A 16861-nucleotide genomic window follows, 5' to 3' on the forward strand; every position below is an offset into this window, starting at 1 on the left:
AACCAGCGCTCGCATTGGCGTTTGTCCGGTTGCCGTTCCATTTCAGGTAGCTGGCCGTACTTTGACAGCCCCCTTTTTCGCCGCCACAAATACCAGCTTCAGCCGCCCAAATTACATTGCACAGCCTGGCTACTGAGCTTTATTCCAATTCGGTGTTTGCTGCTGCTTTAAATGACGTAGGAAAAAGTCGAATTGACGACGCTGCACATAACGAATGGGGCCAATAGAGCGCCCTACCGCATGCTCGCCTCCCGGCACCAGCAACAAATCAAAGTCTTTATCGGCTTTAATCAGGGCATTCACCAGTTGCATAGTAGATGCAGGGTCAACATTACTGTCCTGTTCACCGTTGATAATCAGCAGCTTTCCCTGCAACAGCTTTGCATGTTCAGTCACAGATGAGGCAGCATAATGAGGCCCAACCGGATAGCCCATCCACTGCTCGTTCCAGCTGATTTTGTCCATACGATTATCGTAACACCCTGCGTACGCCACACCCACAGTGTAAAAATCAGGCTGAAACAGTAATGCGGCGACCGTACTCTGCCCCCCTGCTGAAGCCCCGTAAATACCTACACCCGACGCTATGTTGTACCAGGGAAATTGTTTAGCTGCGGCTTTGTGCCACAACACTCTGTCCGGAAAGCCTGAATCAGCCAGATTTTTCCAGGCCACATCATGAAAAGCTTTAGAGCGGTTTTTGGTGCCCATACCGTCAATTTGTACTACCACAAAGCCAAGATCAGCCAAGGCCTGCATGCCTATCACTTTATCGCCGCCGGAATGAAAACCGAAAGGCCAGAAGCTTTTTGGCACAAAGCTGTCGTGTGGTCCGGCATAGATGTTCTCAATCACAGGGTAACTTTGATCCGGCTTAAAGTGTTGTGGCCTGACTATTAATCCCCAAATATCTGTGCTGCCGTCACGGCCTTTGGCGACAAAAGGTTGCGGCGCTTTAAAACCCGCTTTGGTTAAACGACTGATATCGGCTTTGGCCAAAATACGGACTAAACTGCCATCGCTGCTGCGGCGAAGTTCAGCCACATTAGGTAAATCCACCCGTGAATATAAATCGATGTAGTACTGCCGGTCGGCTGAAAAACTCACCTGATGGGTAGCATTGGCTGTAGTTAATGCTGTCAGGCCGCTGCCATCGAAATTAATACGGTAATAATGGGTAAAATACGGGTCTTGCTGCGAGTCCATGCCACTGGCAGCGAACCATAACTGCTGCTTTTCTTCATCCAGATGCAGCACTTCACGTACCCGCCAGTTGCCTTTAGTGATCTGATTTTTCAGCTGACCATTCTTGTCATACCGATACAAATGCGCCCAACCATCCCGCTCCGACAACCAGACAAAATCGTTGTCAGCCCACTGCAACTGCTGATAAAAAGCGCCCCATTGGTCAATAAAGCTATCGCTGCGCTCTGTCAGCAAGGCCCGTGGCTGCGCCGTTTTTGCATCCACTGCAATAATACGCACCAACTGATGACCCCGTTCGGTATAACGAAAAGTAAAACTGCTGCTGTCAGCCAGCCACTGCACTTTATCCAGCGTATAAGGCTGACTAAACAGCTGATTATTGATCAGTTGCGCCTTGCCGGAATTCAGTTGCACCAACACAGGTTGGTCGATATCCACAGCATCACCAGGTTTAGGGTAAAGCTGGCTCAGCGTTTTAGGCTCAAGCTGATCCTCAGGCGACGACAAGACACGATTGACCATTCGTGCTGTGCCGGGTTTGACCTTCATCACCAGTAAAGCTGAACTGTCGGGCGCCCACTGAATAGATTGCGCGTCATAAAACTGCTCAGCTGTACCATCCTGACTTTGGTATTTAATGCTGCCATCTTTGGCTTTAATCAACAGATTATGCCCAAGAGTCTGCGCCTGGTAAGCACCATCAGGTGAACTTCGTTCTGGGTTATCGGCTTTAATCCGTAGGTCTCTGACCACACCAAAAGCCTTAGGCTGGCCTTTACGCTCCAGGGTTTTACAAAGCTTTCCGTCCAACTGACATTGCCAGCTTTTGCTGTCGTAATAAAACTGGATCTGCTGGCCATCCTGGCTGTAACTGAAACTATCAAAAGGCAGCTGCAAGGCACTGAACGACTGACCCGAGGCCTGGCTTAACGCTTTGCTGAGTAATTGATGATCAAAGGCAGGTTCTGGTTTTGCACTTTCCACACTGTCGCGGAAAAATAAAAAGCCACCTTCTACACTCAGCTTGTAATGAAACTGATGCCCCTCTGCCGCCCATTTTGGCTCAACTAGCACATCGCGGGTCAGGTTCATCCAGTTATCCCGCAACGACAAAGACTGCTCCATCTGACCTGTATCAACCGCAGCCTGAGCAGAGATACAACAGAACAAAGCAAAAGCAGCGCAGTAAGCTGTTAATTTCATAACCATTGATACCAGTAGCAAAGGAAAAAACCAAGCTATAGAAAAAAGCGGCGAAACAAAAGGCAGCAAAAACCAATTCACGTTTAAAGCACGGCAAGGTCAGTTGGAATGCGGTGGGTAGAGCAAGCCCCGTTCTTAAGTATGGTGTTGTTGGATCAAAACAAGGATCTCAATACTCTCGTCTGATGACCATACAAATCCTTCCATAACTCCTTTTCTTTGCTTTCGGCTCCTTGGCTTTAGTTGCACTAAAAATGGCAATCAGTAGCCGCTTCGGTGAAAGGGCCTTTGAACTGGACAACAAAACAGTGCCAAAAACCCGGGGCGCAGCTCATTGGTATCTCACTCTGCCCATGCATACACTCTATTACGACCAGAAACTTTAGCCTGCATCATGGCTTGATCGGCTTTGTGCAGTAAGTTTTCCAGCATAATTTGTGGTTCACATTCAGTTGTCAGTTCAGCGAAGTTGGCACAGGCAATACCAAAACTGGCGGTGCAACTGATTTCACCGCCTTCAATCACTATTTTGTGTTGCTCAAAGCCGACACGCAGGCGCTCTGCCAATTGCAAGGCCTGCTCTTCGTTTGTCTCAGGTAACACTATTGCAAACTCTTCTCCGCCAACCCGGGCCAAAATGTCAGAAGCCCGTACTATGCGCAGGGCCAAGGCAGAAAGGCTAACCAATACAGCATCACCTGCGGCGTGGTTCCACTGATCGTTGACCTGCTTAAAATGGTCTAAATCAAACATCACCACCGCACAATCTTGCCCGCCACGATGCGCCTGAAGAAGCACTTGTCGGCTCAGGTTAAAAAAGGCTCTTCTGTTATACAGCTGAGTCAGTTCGTCCGTATTGGCTTGTCGTTCAGCCAATGCTTTGGCATCCGCCAACTGCTGTTCCATATGCTTGCGATCAGTAATATCTGTGGCTATTTCAATACGCACCAAACGACCATCTACCCAAGAAATGGCCTGATCGCGACACTGGTACCAGCGACCATTTAAGGTGTTCTGAAACTCCCAGACATGAACGCCGGATGGCTTTCCGTCAGCATCAAGTAACTTGTGGTTAGTGCAAAAATGACAAGGCGAGTCCTGCCCAGCCTGCAGTACCTGATAACACTTCTTGTCTGCGACAGGCCCCCACTCCGCAACCCCATAATCATTGATATACAACAGATCATAAGTATGCAAATCAGACACATACACCAGCGCATCCAGACTATTCAAAATGGTTTTAATGGCCTGATAGCTATAGTTTTCGTCTATCAAAGCAACAGAGTTTATTTGCCTTTCTGAAACAGCAGTATCAGCAGAAATAGAGTTCATGGTAAATCAACCAACTGATAAAAATGAAACAACTGAACATTACCATAAATGAATATAGTAGTGCTAATTTCAGCGTGCTAAGCCTGCCTTCTGCTCAGCCTGTTAATTGATAGAAATTCTTGTCATCAGACGCATTAAAGGATAGAACAGTAAATAAACATCAAGGAGTTAGTTATGGCTTACCGCTTTTTTTCTGCAGTGTTACTGCTGTCGTTATCGATATTTTTTAGCCCTTTACAAGCAGCAGAAACAACCGCCCAAACCCAAAGCATAAAAAGTGGCGCTGTCGCCTCCCCTGATCAATACGGTGCTTTGGTGGCTGAGCAAATACTGCGAAAAGGCGGTAATGCGGTAGATGCGGCCATAGCCACAGCTTTTACTCTGGCCGTAACTTACCCCGAAGCCGGTAACATAGGCGGTGGTGGTTTTATGCTGGTCTGGTTTGACGGAAAACCTTATTTCCTCGATTATCGCGAAACAGCACCAGCAGCAGCTCATAGGGATATGTATTTAAATGCCGACAAGCAGGTGATTGAAAACTTAAGCTTAATAGGCCATAAGGCCAGCGGTGTGCCAGGCACTGTGATGGGATTATGGCTGGCGCATAAAAAGTTTGGCTCCCTGCCATGGCAAGACTTAGTAGCTCCGGCTATTCACTACGCCAGTACGGGTTTTACTGTGGCGGAAAACCAGTATCAATACCGCGCCGATTTATTACAGCAATTGGACGGCAAAACCAACTTCGCGCAGTATTTTGCTGCAATGAAAGCAGGCGAAAACTTCAAACAACCTGAACTGGCTGAAACCTTAAAACGCATCGCAGTACAAGGCCCTGACGATTTTTACAAAGGCAAAACTGCAGAGCTGTTAGTAGCAGAAATGCAACGTGGCAAAGGCTTAATCACTATGGAGGATTTAGCCGCTTACCGCGCCGGCTGGCGCGAGGCTTTAGTGACTCCATGGCGCGACAAACAACTCATTAGTGCGCCGCCACCAAGTTCAGGCGGCATAGCGCTGGCACAATTATTAGGTTTAAAACAGCGCCGTAGCAGCGATTTTACCAACGTACAACACAACAGCAGCCAGTATGTGCACTTAATAGCAGAGCTGGAAAAACGGGTTTATGCTGACCGGGCAGAATATTTGGGTGATCCGGCTTTTGTCACAGTGCCGCAGCAGCAATTGCTCGACAGCAAGTACCTCGATAAACGTGCTAAAGAAATCAATCCTTTAGCTATCTCAGAAACTAAAGCTATCAAGCCAGGCCTTGAGGGCTATCACACCACTCACTTCTCTATTTTGGATAAGCACGGCAATGCGGTATCAAACACCTATACGCTGAATCTGGATTTTGGCAGTGGCGTAGTAGTGCAAGGCGCAGGCTTTTTATTGAATAACGAAATGGATGATTTCTCTTCCAAACCTGGTGTACCCAACGTTTTTGGGGTAGTCGGCAACGATGCCAATGCAATAGCCCCCGGCAAACGTATGCTGTCGTCCATGACGCCCAGTATTTTGGTGCAGGACAACAAAGTGCAGTTGGTGGTTGGCACTCCGGGTGGTTCGACTATCATCACCTCTATTTTTCAGGTGATTACCAACCTGTTCGACTTTGATATGCCACTACAAAACGCCGTCGCGGCACCGCGTTTCCATCACCAGTTATTGCCCAAAGATCAAATCACCATGGAGCCTTACGCCCCACTGGCAGTTGAAGTACAACAAGAGCTGACGAAAAAAGGCTACAGACTACATACCCAAGGCTGGAATTTAGGTGATGTACAAGCGATACAGGTCTCAGCAGAACAAGTAAAAGCCGCAGCAGATCCACGTTCACGGGGTGTGGCGAAGGTCATTGAATATTAAGTTGAGTAGTATTGAGTAGTAGAGTGGGATTTAACATTCTCGGGGCGGGATAAAGCCGCCCCTGAAGTTTGATTCAGCCTATCATCTTTAACAAAACCACCACCACGCCATACACAGCCACACCTATGCAGACAGGCCAGCCTAAAGATCGGGTGCGCCGCCAGACCAGAATAGTGCAAAGTCCTCCCAGCAGAGTTGCTAGCCAGGAGCTCATGCCCGGATGCGCAGGAACCAGCGACACACCAAACATAGCGGCTATCATGGTTGGCGCCAGCACTGTCAGCCAGACTGGCATAGCTTCTGTGGTATTGCTGAGACTGCGACGCACCAAATGCCGCCGCATCCAGATCAAAGGTAAAGCCCGCAGTAAAAAGGTACCCACAGCGCAGGCCAGCATTAATAACCAAAGCGAGTTATCCATGGATTTTTCCCTCTGCTTTTAGTTTGGCCTGCACCAGATAAAACAGCGACACACCACATAATGCCGCCAGTGGAATAGCGGAATTGGTCATGCCCATCAGCTTCAGCACCAGGGCTGCCACTATGGTGACGATCATGGTTAAGGTCCACTGCACAGAGGTAAAACGCGGTGCCAATAACACTAAAAATAGCGCCGGCAACGCAAAGGGCATCACTTCGCCCAATAAAGGCCAGCGACTGGTAATTTCCGCCCCTGCGATAGCACCCACTGCTGTGCCAATAATCCAGCTTCCCCATGCAATTAAAGCAGCACTGATGTACCAGCCCATTCGATCTTTTTCTTCTAGTTGCGGCAGTCTTGTATGAGCCAAAGCAAAAATCTGATCGGTTAAACCATGCATCAGCACTGGCCACCAGCGGCTGTTTGATAAATAAGGCGCAATATTAGGCCCGTACACAAGATGCCGGGCATTGATCAGCAAGGTCATTACCAGCACCAGCCACAGCGGCGCGCCAGAAGCGACCATAGCGATAAACAAAAACTGCGAGGCACCAGCATAGATCAGAGCTGAAATAAGCACAGTTTCCAGCGCACTGAAACCCGATTGCACTGCAATCAAACCAAAAGAAATGGCCACCGGAATATAACCACCCAGTAGCGGCAACGCATCGCGGGCACCTTGTTGCCAGGCTGAGCTTTTTGACAGGTCAACTGAACTCATACCCCCTCCCCACTTTGCTGATACACAATGGTCAAAAGCGCTGTCGCCCAGCTTTCGCCAGTGCGATACAAATGCGGCTCGTCAGCAGAAAAGCTATGGCTTTGTCCTGCAGTTAAAGTTTTGCTATCGCCTTCAATACCCACTTCAAGCTGACCGCTGATCAAAGTAATAGACTCCACAGTGCCTGCGGCATGAGCCTCCGCTTTACGTTCTGTAAAAGGCGCACAAGACATCCAGTAGGCATCGACAGGAGGATTGTCTTTGCCCTGATCAATCAGCCGCACCTGAACTCCACTCTCCCCTACTAAAGCGCTGACAGGCGCTATCAAATTGCCAAAAGGCACCTGCAGCTGCAAAGACAAGCGCCAGATGGTATCCAGCGTTGGATTGCCATTGCCCTGCTCCAGCCTGGACAGATTAGACTTCGCAATACCGGCATCAGCCGCCAGCTGCGACAAAGACAAACCGCGGGCAAGGCGCAAACTTTGAATATGGCGCCCCAGCGTATCAAGAGTAGGTTTATCCATCACAGTTCCAAATCGTTCTTTATATGGAACGTTCTATATAAAGAACACGTTCTTGTCAATGGCTTATCAATGGATTGCCGATAAGCCTGGTTAGTTCGGGTTATCACCTGAAGTAAAACACAGCGCCTGAACCCAACTTTTTACTACAACTTTTTACTCCAAAAAGATGCGTCCAATCAGCGACATAATCAGCCAGAAAAAGTGGCAAAACAGTGGGCTTCGTCTACAGTGTATCGGTTTGGCAAAGCACTCATATTACCCTGATATGTAGTGGCGCATTGAGCCCGGCAAAACCACTTACCAAGGACATGTTATGAAACTATCTTTTTTGTCTTGTCTGTTATTTTCCGCTGTTGTCTGTAGTGATCTTCACTCTGCTGAAGCGTCACATCATGCCGTCAGCGATGAAGTGATCGCGCAGCAGAATGCCAAACTGGCAGCTGCGACCAAAGGCAAAGGTTATGGCCCGCAATCCCCGCGCGATATCGATGTCAAAACCGGCAGTGATCGGCGCATATTTGCACTGGCACCGTCGTACGAGCGTATGAACCTGTGCAATATTCATATGCACGTCAGTGCCGAACACAAAGGTGGCGAGTTCACTACTTATGCCGGTAATGGCGATGGCAAAGGCATGGGCTCGGGTTATAAATACAATGGCAAACTCAGCAAAGCAGAGTTAACTCCAGTCAAAGAGCCTATCTGTGCTGGTGAGCATGGCAGCTTGCATTCAGGCGACACCATTGAAGTGCATTATGTGCATACCAGCGCCATGGCCACGCCGGGAGCTACCTTAAACTCCTGTATGAGCGAAGCTATTAAAAACCCGGAACTGCGGGTGGAAGCTCAGGTATTTGTGCTGGTGAACGACAGCAAAGCGCTGGATTTCACCAAACTGGCGGCAGTTGGCATGGACGACGACTACCATCAGGCGTTGAATATTCCAGATGATACAGGCGATCCAGTGGAGTATGCAGGCTCAACCACAGGCCCGGATTACAATGAAGTAGCTTCGCCTTTTCAGGTCACCTGGGGCGTTCGTCCTAAAGTGGCCAAGGTGAATATTGCCACAGTGGGCGCCTGGTGTAAGGCCAACCCATTTAAAGAATCCGAAGCTCACGCAGTACGTAATCTGGTGACCAACCCGGATTTATTATCAAAAATTGATGACTAATCACTGATCCACGCTGTGGCCAGATCCGCTCCGGTCACAGCTTTATCTGTCGTTTTCCCCTAAAGCTCTTTTTACTTCTAACAGTTATCAAAGGTAATGATCCAGCGCCAGGTAACTGCGCTGGGCAATCTTTTCAAGTGAAAAGTCCTGTTGCCTTACATCAAATTGCCACAACATCAGCGCACTGAGTAATTCGGTTTTTCTATCTGCATGCCGGGTTAATAAACAATCCCCCTCAATGACGGTTTGTGCGCCATACAACTCGGCCTCAAATAATACGGTGGAATTGATGCCATGCACCTTGGTCGCCCCTTTGATCAAGGCTCGGGAACAGTCTACAGACCAGTAACTACGACAGGATCTCAGCTGATAGTTGGTGCTATCACGCGGATGTCGCTTAAAGACTAAGGTCTCATCAGGGTAAAGTGATTCGATGTGGTCGATAAACTCTTGCATGCCATTCACAAAACGTGAATTTAATTGAACATTTGAATCCTGAGCAAGCTGCAAGGGCACAAAAATATAGTCTTGCTGGCCAGAATAGGTAGCGACATCCTGAAAAAACACAGCACGTTTGTGCTGCAAAATCGGAGTGACATCTTTTGGCAACCAGTTCAGATCATTGGCTGCTAGGCTGGAATCGACGTTAATACCCTGTCTGTCGAAGTAAATGTGCTGAGTTTGCGGGAAAAAGCCGCATTCAACAAAACTGAACTTAAGGCCATGACTGCGCAAAAACTGTTTTAATGGATCAAATGCAGGCACAGAGCCACTCCACAACAGAGTACCCAAACTTCGTTGAAAAAACTCAACAGGCAACGACTGCAACGGGTGTCGGTACACCAGACTGATACCGTATTTTTGAAACCAGTCTGCAAGAGCACAGAGCCAAATCGGTACTTGCTCCACAGGATTAAGCGTAAAAAGAACCACATAAGGTTGTTCTGGCTGAGTTTGATAAAAAGCACTATTACACGGAGAAATACTCGCCGACACCGTACTTTCATCGATAGACATTGCGTTAGATTGAACCATCTTGCACGACATACCTTTGCTTCATTATTTTCAAAAATACATCCCCTGGCGTCTGTTCAAGGTTCAAAAGTAAGCCACTACTTTGATTGAACGCTCTGTATGGCAGTAGCTATGGCGAGCCATAAATATGTCCAACAACAGAACAAAAACCAGGGGCATAAACCAACTATATTTTGTTTACGCTGTTTCTGTGACATTGAACCAATCGAGCGGAAAAAATAACTGAAAAACCAGCGCTAAAGGGGTCGCTGTAGTGCAAAGTCAACTGCGGGTTCAGTTGGTTTTGATGGTTTTGACGGTAACTAAAGGTTGGCACGTCAGAGGGTTCGCAAATCAGGTCAATAGATGACTTAATCTCATCAAAAAGTGAGGCGAATAGCAGAGTTATTCGCCTCACCTACAAAATTAAACTGCTTTCACCGCATTAAAAAAGCAATGACAGCTATGACTACTACCGGCGATAAAAGATCATGCCACCGTGATGTAAGGTGTTTTCATCCACAAAGACACCGTCTGCGGTAAAGCCTGTGTCATCCCAATAATCAATCTGATTACCTTTGACTTCGTAGCGCCCCTGATAAGCACTTTCTTTGTTTCCACGGGCCTCGTCGTAGCGGCCACTAGCCAGCAGTTCCTGACGGATCCGGCCATCGGCTGTGACCCACATACCGACATAAGGGGGTTGTGCCTTCATTGGTTTATCTCCTTCTGTAGCAACAGTTTTTGCAAGCGGAATGCGATTAATTACATCGTCGTATTGAGTTAAATCGAGAAAAGCTATCACTTCAGTGGCACGCAGATCCTGCATCCGGAAAATCCAGACAAAGCTGTTGTTATAGGGCTTACCGTCCACGGCAACAGCTGATCCATCCCAATACACAACCACATCATTGCCATCAGCCCAAATGTCGTTCACTTTTGGTTTGACGAAGGAAGAAAGACGGTCGGCGAATGGCGCAACGGCCTGCTCAATAAACACAGCGCGGCCTTTGTAAGTGCCTGCTGCTGGGCTGGTGCCTTTAATAGTCCACACCACATCCTCTGACAGCACATCCTGAAAAAATGTACTGCCACCAGCGACCCACTTCGCAAATGCCTGACTAATAAAGGCTTTGTTTTTCTCTGCAGCGGCCTTATCCGAACTGGCCTGTGCAAAAAAACTGCTCATCATGGCTAAAACCAATAGCATGCTGCTAAACAAGCGGCTTGGTACTGTCATAGTGATTTCTCCTGTTGCTAGTTAGTGCTACAGACCAGCTGTTGCCTGGTCTTTTTTGTTCAGCACTACTCTGGCTCAGGCAGAATCAATGGCGATAGAAAGATCCTCCAGAATTCTTGCATTATTGTCCGGTGGATAGCAGCTATAACCGCACTCCAACCCCAACATGAAGATCCTTCATACAGCAGATGAAATAAAACCATTTTTCTTCATCCAGCCATCCGCGTATAACAGACACATAGATTTTAGACGTCCAGACTTCTTAATGAGCGTTTAAGCCGCATAGCAGCGAATGAGAGAGCAGATAGCATGAACAACTTCAAATTCAGCATCAAAAGCATTGGTTTTGATGAAAATTATCAGCCGGCAGACAACACCCGTATCACCACCAACTTTGCCAATTTAGCTCGTGGTGAGCGCCGTCAGCAGAATCTTCGCAACACCTTAGCCATGATCAACAACCGTTTTAATAGCCTGGTGTTTTGGGATAACCCAAACTCAGATCGTTATTCGGTGCAGTTGGATATTATTTCTGTAGCTATCCAGATAGAAGACACCAGCGAGAGCAATGACCATAACTTCCCGGCCATTGAAGTATTAAAGACCACTATTATCGACAGCAAAACCAACCAGCGCATTGAAGGCATTGTTGGCAATAACTTTTCCTCTTATGTGCGGGATTATGATTTCAGCCTGGTGCTGCCGGAACATAACAAAAACCAGCCTAGCTTCAGCATTCCGGACCAGTTTGGTGATCTGCATGGCAAACTCTTCCAATACTTTGTGAATTCAGAAGCTTACCAGCAACACTTTCACAAACCACCGGTGATCTGCCTGAGTGTGTCAGACAACAAAACCTATCAGCGCACAGACAATCAGCATCCAGTGTTAGGGGTTGAATACCAGCCAAATGAAACCTCATTAACAGAGCAATACTTCAAAAAAATGGGCTTAGAAGTTCGCTACTTTATGCCTGCTGGCAGTACCGCACCTTTGGCGTTTTACTTCTTTGGCGATTTGCTGAATGACTACAGCAATCTGGAGCTGGCAAGCACCATCAGTACCATGGAAACCTTTCAGCGCATTTACCGGCCTGAAATTTACAATGCCCATGCCGCGGCCGGAGAGCGTTATCAGCCGAATTTAAAAAACCGCGATCACGCATTAACAGACATTGTATACGACAGAGAAGAGCGCAGCCGATTAGCGGTAGAACAAGGCAAGTTTGCGCACGAGCACTTTATCAAGCCGCACCAGGCGCTGTTAAGCCGTGTGCTGGAACAAAGCACTGCTGGCAAAACAGCACAACAATAGTAAACCCGGCAATGAATTCAATTGAACCAAAGAGCGACCTATTAATGAATAAATTACTTCCAACATCAACGGCCGGCAGCTTACCTAAACCTTCATGGCTGGCCCAACCTGAAACCTTATGGTCGCCGTGGAAATTGCAGGATCAGGAATTAACAGACGGCAAACAGGACGCTTTGCGTTTGTCGCTGCATGAACAAGAGCTGGCAGGCATTGATATCGTCAGTGACGGCGAACAATCGCGCCAACACTTTGTCACCACCTTCATTGAGCATCTGGACGGCGTGGATTTTCAAAAACGCGAAACAGTGCGTATCCGCAACCGTTACGATGCCAGTGTGCCTACAGTAGTTGGCCCGGTCAGTCGGCAAAAACCAGTCTTTGTGGAGGACGCCAAATTTTTACGCCAGCAAACCAATCAACGCATTAAATGGGCGCTGCCAGGCCCTATGACCATGATTGATACGCTGTACGACGCACATTACAAAAGTCGCGAAAAGCTGGCCTTTGAGTTTGCCAAAATTCTGAATCAGGAAGCCAAAGAGCTGGTTGAGGCCGGAGTCGACATTATCCAGTTTGATGAGCCAGCTTTTAATGTGTTTTTTGACGAAGTAAACGACTGGGGTATTGCCGCTTTAGAACAAGCCGCCGACGGCCTGAAACAGCTGCAATGCGAAACCGCTGTGCATATTTGTTACGGCTATGGCATTAAAGCCAATACCGACTGGAAACAAACGCTGGGCAGCGAGTGGCGCCAGTACGAAGCTGTGTTTCCTAAGCTGCAAAAATCCAGCATCGACATTATTTCGCTGGAATGCCATAACTCCCGTGTTCCAATGGAGCTGCTGGAACTTATTCGCGGCAAAAAAGTAATGGTCGGTGCTATAGATGTCGCTAACCACAACATCGAAACGCCGGAAGAAGTCGCTGCGACTTTGCGCCAGGCCCTGCCGTTTGTCGACGCGCACCACCTCTACCCTTGTACCAACTGCGGCATGGCCCCGTTACCGCGCCATATTGCACGGGGCAAACTGAATGCGTTAACAGCTGGTGCTGAGATAGTGCGTCGGGAGCTGGCGGCAAGGTAATAATTGGTTGAATACGACATTGCGGGGTGACCTTTTGGTTGCCCTTGCTTTGCGCTAAATGGGGTATGACTTTTACTCTGAGCATCCAGCTCAGAGTGCATTCTTGTCGACCTCAGTCTCAGGCTGCCCCATTTTCACAACCTCAATCCGCAATTTTATATCTGGTACTGCGCCCACCCGCTTCTGTGCGCACCAGGCAGCCCTGCTCTACCAGTTGCACCAGGTGACGGGTGGCTGTGGCGCGGCTTACTTTAGCTACTTTTTCGTATTGGCTGCCGCTGATGCCATCGGCAAAATCGCCGTCCAACAAGCGGTTCAGTACTTTGATTTGTTCTTTATTCAAACGGCTATGATCGGCATTTTGCCAGAATCGGGTTTTCGCTAAATTCTGTTCTATATCCTGTAACACCTGCTCTATCGCCGATTTGAGTGCATCAAAAAACCACAATAGCCAAGGCGTGATATCCAGATCACCACGCTGAGTTTGTTCCAGAATGTCGTAGTAACTGCGGCGGCGCTGCAGTATGGCGACCGACATCGCATAAAAACGGATTGACTGCGCTTCGGCTTGTGCCAGCGCCAAATCGGTAAGCAAACGCGCTATGCGGCCATTGCCATCTTCCAGCGGATGCAAAGTAATAAACCATAGATGCGTGATAGCAGCGCGCAGCAAAGGATCTAAAGCGCTGTCCTGACGCGACGTATTAAACCAGTTGATAAAGGCAGTAAGCTCTTGATCCAGTATGGCTTTAGGCGGCGCTTCAAAATGCACTTTAGGTTTATCCAGACGGCCTGATACCACTTGCATAGTTTCCTCGCCGCGCCAAGAGCCACCAGCGATGGACTTCAACAAACTGGCTCCGGGAGGAAATAACCAGGCATGCCATTGCAACAGTCTGGCCTCTGTTAATGGCTTATCCTGCAGGGCATTTTCATCCATGATGGCGTCCATCAGCATATTCGCCAACCCATCGGTTTTAGCGCTGGTGGCAGCAGGTTCGGCTTCATGCAAACCTAACTTACGCGCCAGTGAAGAGCGCACCGAACTATGATTCAGTTGTTCACCTTCAATGGCGCTGGAATTCAGGATATTCGCAAGCAAAGTGTCTAGCGTTGCCTGCTGGCATTGGCTTTCGCCCTGCCCGCCAATTCTGCCCAACAATAAGCCCTGCAAAAAATGCACTTCACGCAACAGCGGGTTGAGTTGATCCTGATCGTAACGAAAAGCAGGCCAGTCAGATTGTTGCCAAATCCACATCAGCAGACTCCATGAGGCAAATAGATGGCTTAATCTAATCAAAAAATGAGGCGAATAGCAAAGTTATTTGCCTCATTGGGTTGGGATTAGTAAATACTCATAAGATTTTGGGATTTCTGCTAGTGAGAATAAGCAGCTCACTGTGATAAATGCTTTTATTTTGTGGGTTTAGTAGAACCAGCCAAACGGTTGGTAACAGATCACGCTTTTAAGTTCAACATTTTGCCTTAACCAACAAATAATCAAACAAACCTAATGCTCAGTCATAAACGTCAGCCCTATTAGCCCTATAGCCACATCCCGAACTCTTTTTCATAGCAATCTGACTGAAGCTTAGGCGGTTAATAAATAAGCAACCGCCCCCAAGAAAATGAAAATTTGTTTCCAATAACACGCCATCATCGCTAGAGTGTGAAACCAGTAATCAGGAACAACGAAGCATTTCAGTTTATTCTTGGTAACTCAATGATTTACCGCGTTTAATTTCAATTATGACTTACATAGCAGCATTTAAGATCTGCGGTGCAAAAGGAATCAATTGCATGATGTTATAAAAGATAGGCATTGTATTGTTCTCGGCGATCCTGGCTGGATGTGCTTCAACCCCACTTCCCTATACAGAACTGTCTGAAGGCGCAAAATTGCTAATAGACACAAGAATACAATCCGAATATGAAATAAAAGAAATACTTAAAGCTGTTCAAGCCAATAAAGAAAAGGCCGAATACCAGAAAGAAAGTGTACTGCCAGCTAATGCGGCTATAGATGTTGTTTTTGGTAGTGGGCTGGTAAGTTCTGCTGCGGTCTTGTCTGATACTGGTATGTGGGTATCTCCAAGTCATTTTATGGATTGGTCACAGTTAGGATTGGCTACTCTCAGCTTTTTAATATCAACTGACATGAAACGGCATCCGCTTACTTATACATATTTTTTCAACGTTGACCCGAATTGTGACGAACTGGAATGTACAGAAAATGCAATAGCTGCCTTTTTCCAGGACATGTCAGATGAATACATAAAAAGTGCATTCAACAAAGGTCATAACGGCGCACCTATTGAAAAAGTCGAAATAGCCAAATCAAATTTTGCGATAAATAGAGTGACGCTTTTTTATAACTATGCCGAACCAGCAGGAGAGCGAGATTTAGACTGGCGAGTTATGTCTGTTGCCCGTTTAGATGAAGTCAATGAAGATAAATTTATCTGGGGCAATGAAGAGCCACGTGGCATGCCAGACGACATAGGTTTTCTTGATTTACCCTATATTGATGAATCCAATATGCTGATTGAGGTATCGAAAAGACACCCGACTATTCTGATTTATCGGGGTATTGCCGATCATTTTGCTAAAGAAGGCAAACCTTGTTACGGAGGCTTCTTCATAAAACAAGGCAAGCCTATAGTGGTAGACGAATTGAATTGCGTAAAATATGTGGAGTAACCATCTGAGCTAGCACATCTCAAGGCTGATCCAGAGAAGGCTCAGCCTTTATTTCTAAGCGTTCAAATCCAAACTGACACATATGCACTGTTACTCTAGGCAACCTCATACGTTCTGTCTGAGACATTAAAAACTCACGCCAGAAAGGCCAGACATGATGATGTACATTCTTCTTGGCAAACTCAGCAATAGCGTCGTTAGAAATCAATTTTTTCATGGAATACTCAGCGGCAAAAGTGGCTTCTATACAAGCTTTTTGCACTGGTTCCTGCCCTTCGGCTTCCTCAACCCATCTGAAACCATAACCACACTCAACCCGCACAAAATGCTCGCCATTTTGTAATTCAATAGCAGATACCGCGGGCAAAGCAGAGCGTGTTTGAGTATGAAACTGATCAAAGTTTTCATACTTAGCAGGTGAATCAGCGGCAACGCTACTTTGAGCATGCGTGAGATAAACATCATTGATACTTAAGTTATGAATAGCTTCTTGCAGCAAGGAGTTCATAGCTTCACCGCCAACTTTCATTAGCAACCAAAGTAAGCAGCGGCACCAGAGGCTTCACTTGTGCACCAACAGAAGCTTTAACTTGATGCTGTTCCACTTTGTTTGAATGCCATGCGGTAGCTTCTGCTTTCGGGGTCAACCCAACCTGTTCAGCCAGAATATGAAAAGCATCCACCGAACTGGCTGAAAGCCGTATCAATTTATCCATGGCCTCAGATTGGGTTACATCATCGGCTTCATACTTCGCAAAAGCGACCGGGCCGCCACCAAAGACTCTGGCAGCCTGCGCTTGAGTAATACCAAGTTGCTCGCGAATTGCTTTTACCTCTGCACCCGTTAAAAAACCGTCTACTTGTTTTTTAAAAGCAACCATAGCGCGCTTGTTGTCACGCAACTGAGCAGCGTCTGCCTGCTCTGAACCACAGTGATCACACACAGAAAAATGGCTAACGATAGCTGCAGTTTGCCCTTTATAGTCAACAAGCAAAGAGCCACGCTGATGTGCTAAATATCCTTCGCCACATAAAGGGCAAAGATCTTTACCTTGCAT

Annotated in this window: 15 protein-coding genes; 5 read left to right on the top strand and 10 right to left on the bottom strand. The window is 47.3% G+C overall.

The window, feature by feature from the left end; translation table 11 throughout:
* Positions 1–129: 129 nt before the first annotated feature.
* Positions 130–2409 carry a S9 family peptidase gene (locus LSG37_RS01695; protein WP_233078129.1) on the bottom strand — a complete coding sequence of 760 codons (2280 nt, stop codon included), beginning with the start codon at positions 2407–2409 and terminating at the stop codon, positions 130–132.
* Positions 2410–2751: 342 nt separating this feature from the next.
* Entirely contained in the window at positions 2752–3741 is a 990-nt protein-coding gene (locus LSG37_RS01700; protein WP_233078130.1) for a GGDEF domain-containing protein, read from the bottom strand.
* A gap of 174 nt (positions 3742–3915) precedes the next feature.
* Here LSG37_RS01700 and ggt point away from each other — a divergent pair, with 174 nt between their 5' ends.
* Positions 3916–5607 carry a gamma-glutamyltransferase gene (ggt, locus tag LSG37_RS01705; protein ID WP_233078131.1) on the top strand — a complete coding sequence of 564 codons (1692 nt, stop codon included), beginning with the start codon at positions 3916–3918 and terminating at the stop codon, positions 5605–5607.
* Between the two features lie 73 nt (positions 5608–5680).
* On the opposite strand, the gene LSG37_RS01710 is transcribed toward ggt, so the two are convergent.
* From LSG37_RS01710 to LSG37_RS01720, 3 genes are read right to left on the bottom strand one after another with little or no spacing between them, the layout of a single operon-like run.
* A complete protein-coding gene (locus LSG37_RS01710) occupies positions 5681–6028 on the bottom strand; it encodes an AzlD domain-containing protein (RefSeq protein ID WP_233078132.1) in 348 nt (115 codons plus the stop codon).
* Positions 6021–6749 (bottom strand): AzlC family ABC transporter permease, encoded by a 729-nt coding sequence (locus LSG37_RS01715; protein ID WP_233078133.1) that lies wholly within the window; start codon positions 6747–6749, stop codon positions 6021–6023. Before LSG37_RS01715 ends, LSG37_RS01710 begins: the two co-directional genes overlap by 8 nt.
* Entirely contained in the window at positions 6746–7276 is a 531-nt protein-coding gene (locus tag LSG37_RS01720) for a helix-turn-helix domain-containing protein (protein WP_233078134.1), read from the bottom strand. Before LSG37_RS01720 ends, LSG37_RS01715 begins: the two co-directional genes overlap by 4 nt.
* Before the next feature lie 313 nt (positions 7277–7589).
* Here LSG37_RS01720 and LSG37_RS01725 point away from each other — a divergent pair, with 313 nt between their 5' ends.
* Positions 7590–8450 (top strand): delta-class carbonic anhydrase, encoded by an 861-nt coding sequence (locus LSG37_RS01725; protein ID WP_233078135.1) that lies wholly within the window; start codon positions 7590–7592, stop codon positions 8448–8450.
* An 87-nt stretch (positions 8451–8537) separates the two neighbouring features.
* Here LSG37_RS01725 and LSG37_RS01730 read toward each other — a convergent pair whose 3' ends face one another.
* Positions 8538–9485 carry a capsular polysaccharide export protein, LipB/KpsS family gene (locus tag LSG37_RS01730; RefSeq protein ID WP_233078136.1) on the bottom strand — a complete coding sequence of 316 codons (948 nt, stop codon included), beginning with the start codon at positions 9483–9485 and terminating at the stop codon, positions 8538–8540.
* A gap of 451 nt (positions 9486–9936) precedes the next feature.
* Positions 9937–10704, bottom strand: a complete 768-nt coding sequence (locus tag LSG37_RS01735; protein WP_233078137.1) for an Atu4866 domain-containing protein — start codon at positions 10702–10704, stop codon at positions 9937–9939.
* 309 nt (positions 10705–11013) lie between these two features.
* On the opposite strand from LSG37_RS01735, the gene LSG37_RS01740 reads away from it, so the two are divergent.
* Complete coding sequence (locus LSG37_RS01740; RefSeq protein WP_233078138.1) at positions 11014–12018, top strand: DUF1852 domain-containing protein; 1005 nt, start codon at positions 11014–11016, stop codon at positions 12016–12018.
* A 44-nt stretch (positions 12019–12062) separates the two neighbouring features.
* Positions 12063–13103 carry a methionine synthase gene (locus LSG37_RS01745; protein WP_233078139.1) on the top strand — a complete coding sequence of 347 codons (1041 nt, stop codon included), beginning with the start codon at positions 12063–12065 and terminating at the stop codon, positions 13101–13103.
* A 142-nt stretch (positions 13104–13245) separates the two neighbouring features.
* On the opposite strand, the gene LSG37_RS01750 is transcribed toward LSG37_RS01745, so the two are convergent.
* Positions 13246–14361 carry a Fic family protein gene (locus LSG37_RS01750; RefSeq protein WP_233078140.1) on the bottom strand — a complete coding sequence of 372 codons (1116 nt, stop codon included), beginning with the start codon at positions 14359–14361 and terminating at the stop codon, positions 13246–13248.
* Positions 14362–14930: 569 nt separating this feature from the next.
* Here LSG37_RS01750 and LSG37_RS01755 point away from each other — a divergent pair.
* Positions 14931–15803 (top strand): hypothetical protein, encoded by an 873-nt coding sequence (locus LSG37_RS01755; protein WP_233078141.1) that lies wholly within the window; start codon positions 14931–14933, stop codon positions 15801–15803.
* A 19-nt stretch (positions 15804–15822) separates the two neighbouring features.
* On the opposite strand, the gene LSG37_RS01760 is transcribed toward LSG37_RS01755, so the two are convergent.
* Both LSG37_RS01760 and LSG37_RS01765 read right to left on the bottom strand, forming a co-directional pair.
* Complete coding sequence (locus LSG37_RS01760; RefSeq protein WP_233078142.1) at positions 15823–16311, bottom strand: hypothetical protein; 489 nt, start codon at positions 16309–16311, stop codon at positions 15823–15825.
* A gap of 4 nt (positions 16312–16315) precedes the next feature.
* Positions 16316–16861 (bottom strand): type II toxin-antitoxin system MqsA family antitoxin, encoded by a 546-nt coding sequence (locus tag LSG37_RS01765; RefSeq protein WP_233078143.1) that lies wholly within the window; start codon positions 16859–16861, stop codon positions 16316–16318.

It is taken from the genome of Rheinheimera soli (assembly GCF_021290985.1).
GTDB lineage: Bacteria > Pseudomonadota > Gammaproteobacteria > Enterobacterales > Alteromonadaceae > Pararheinheimera > Pararheinheimera soli.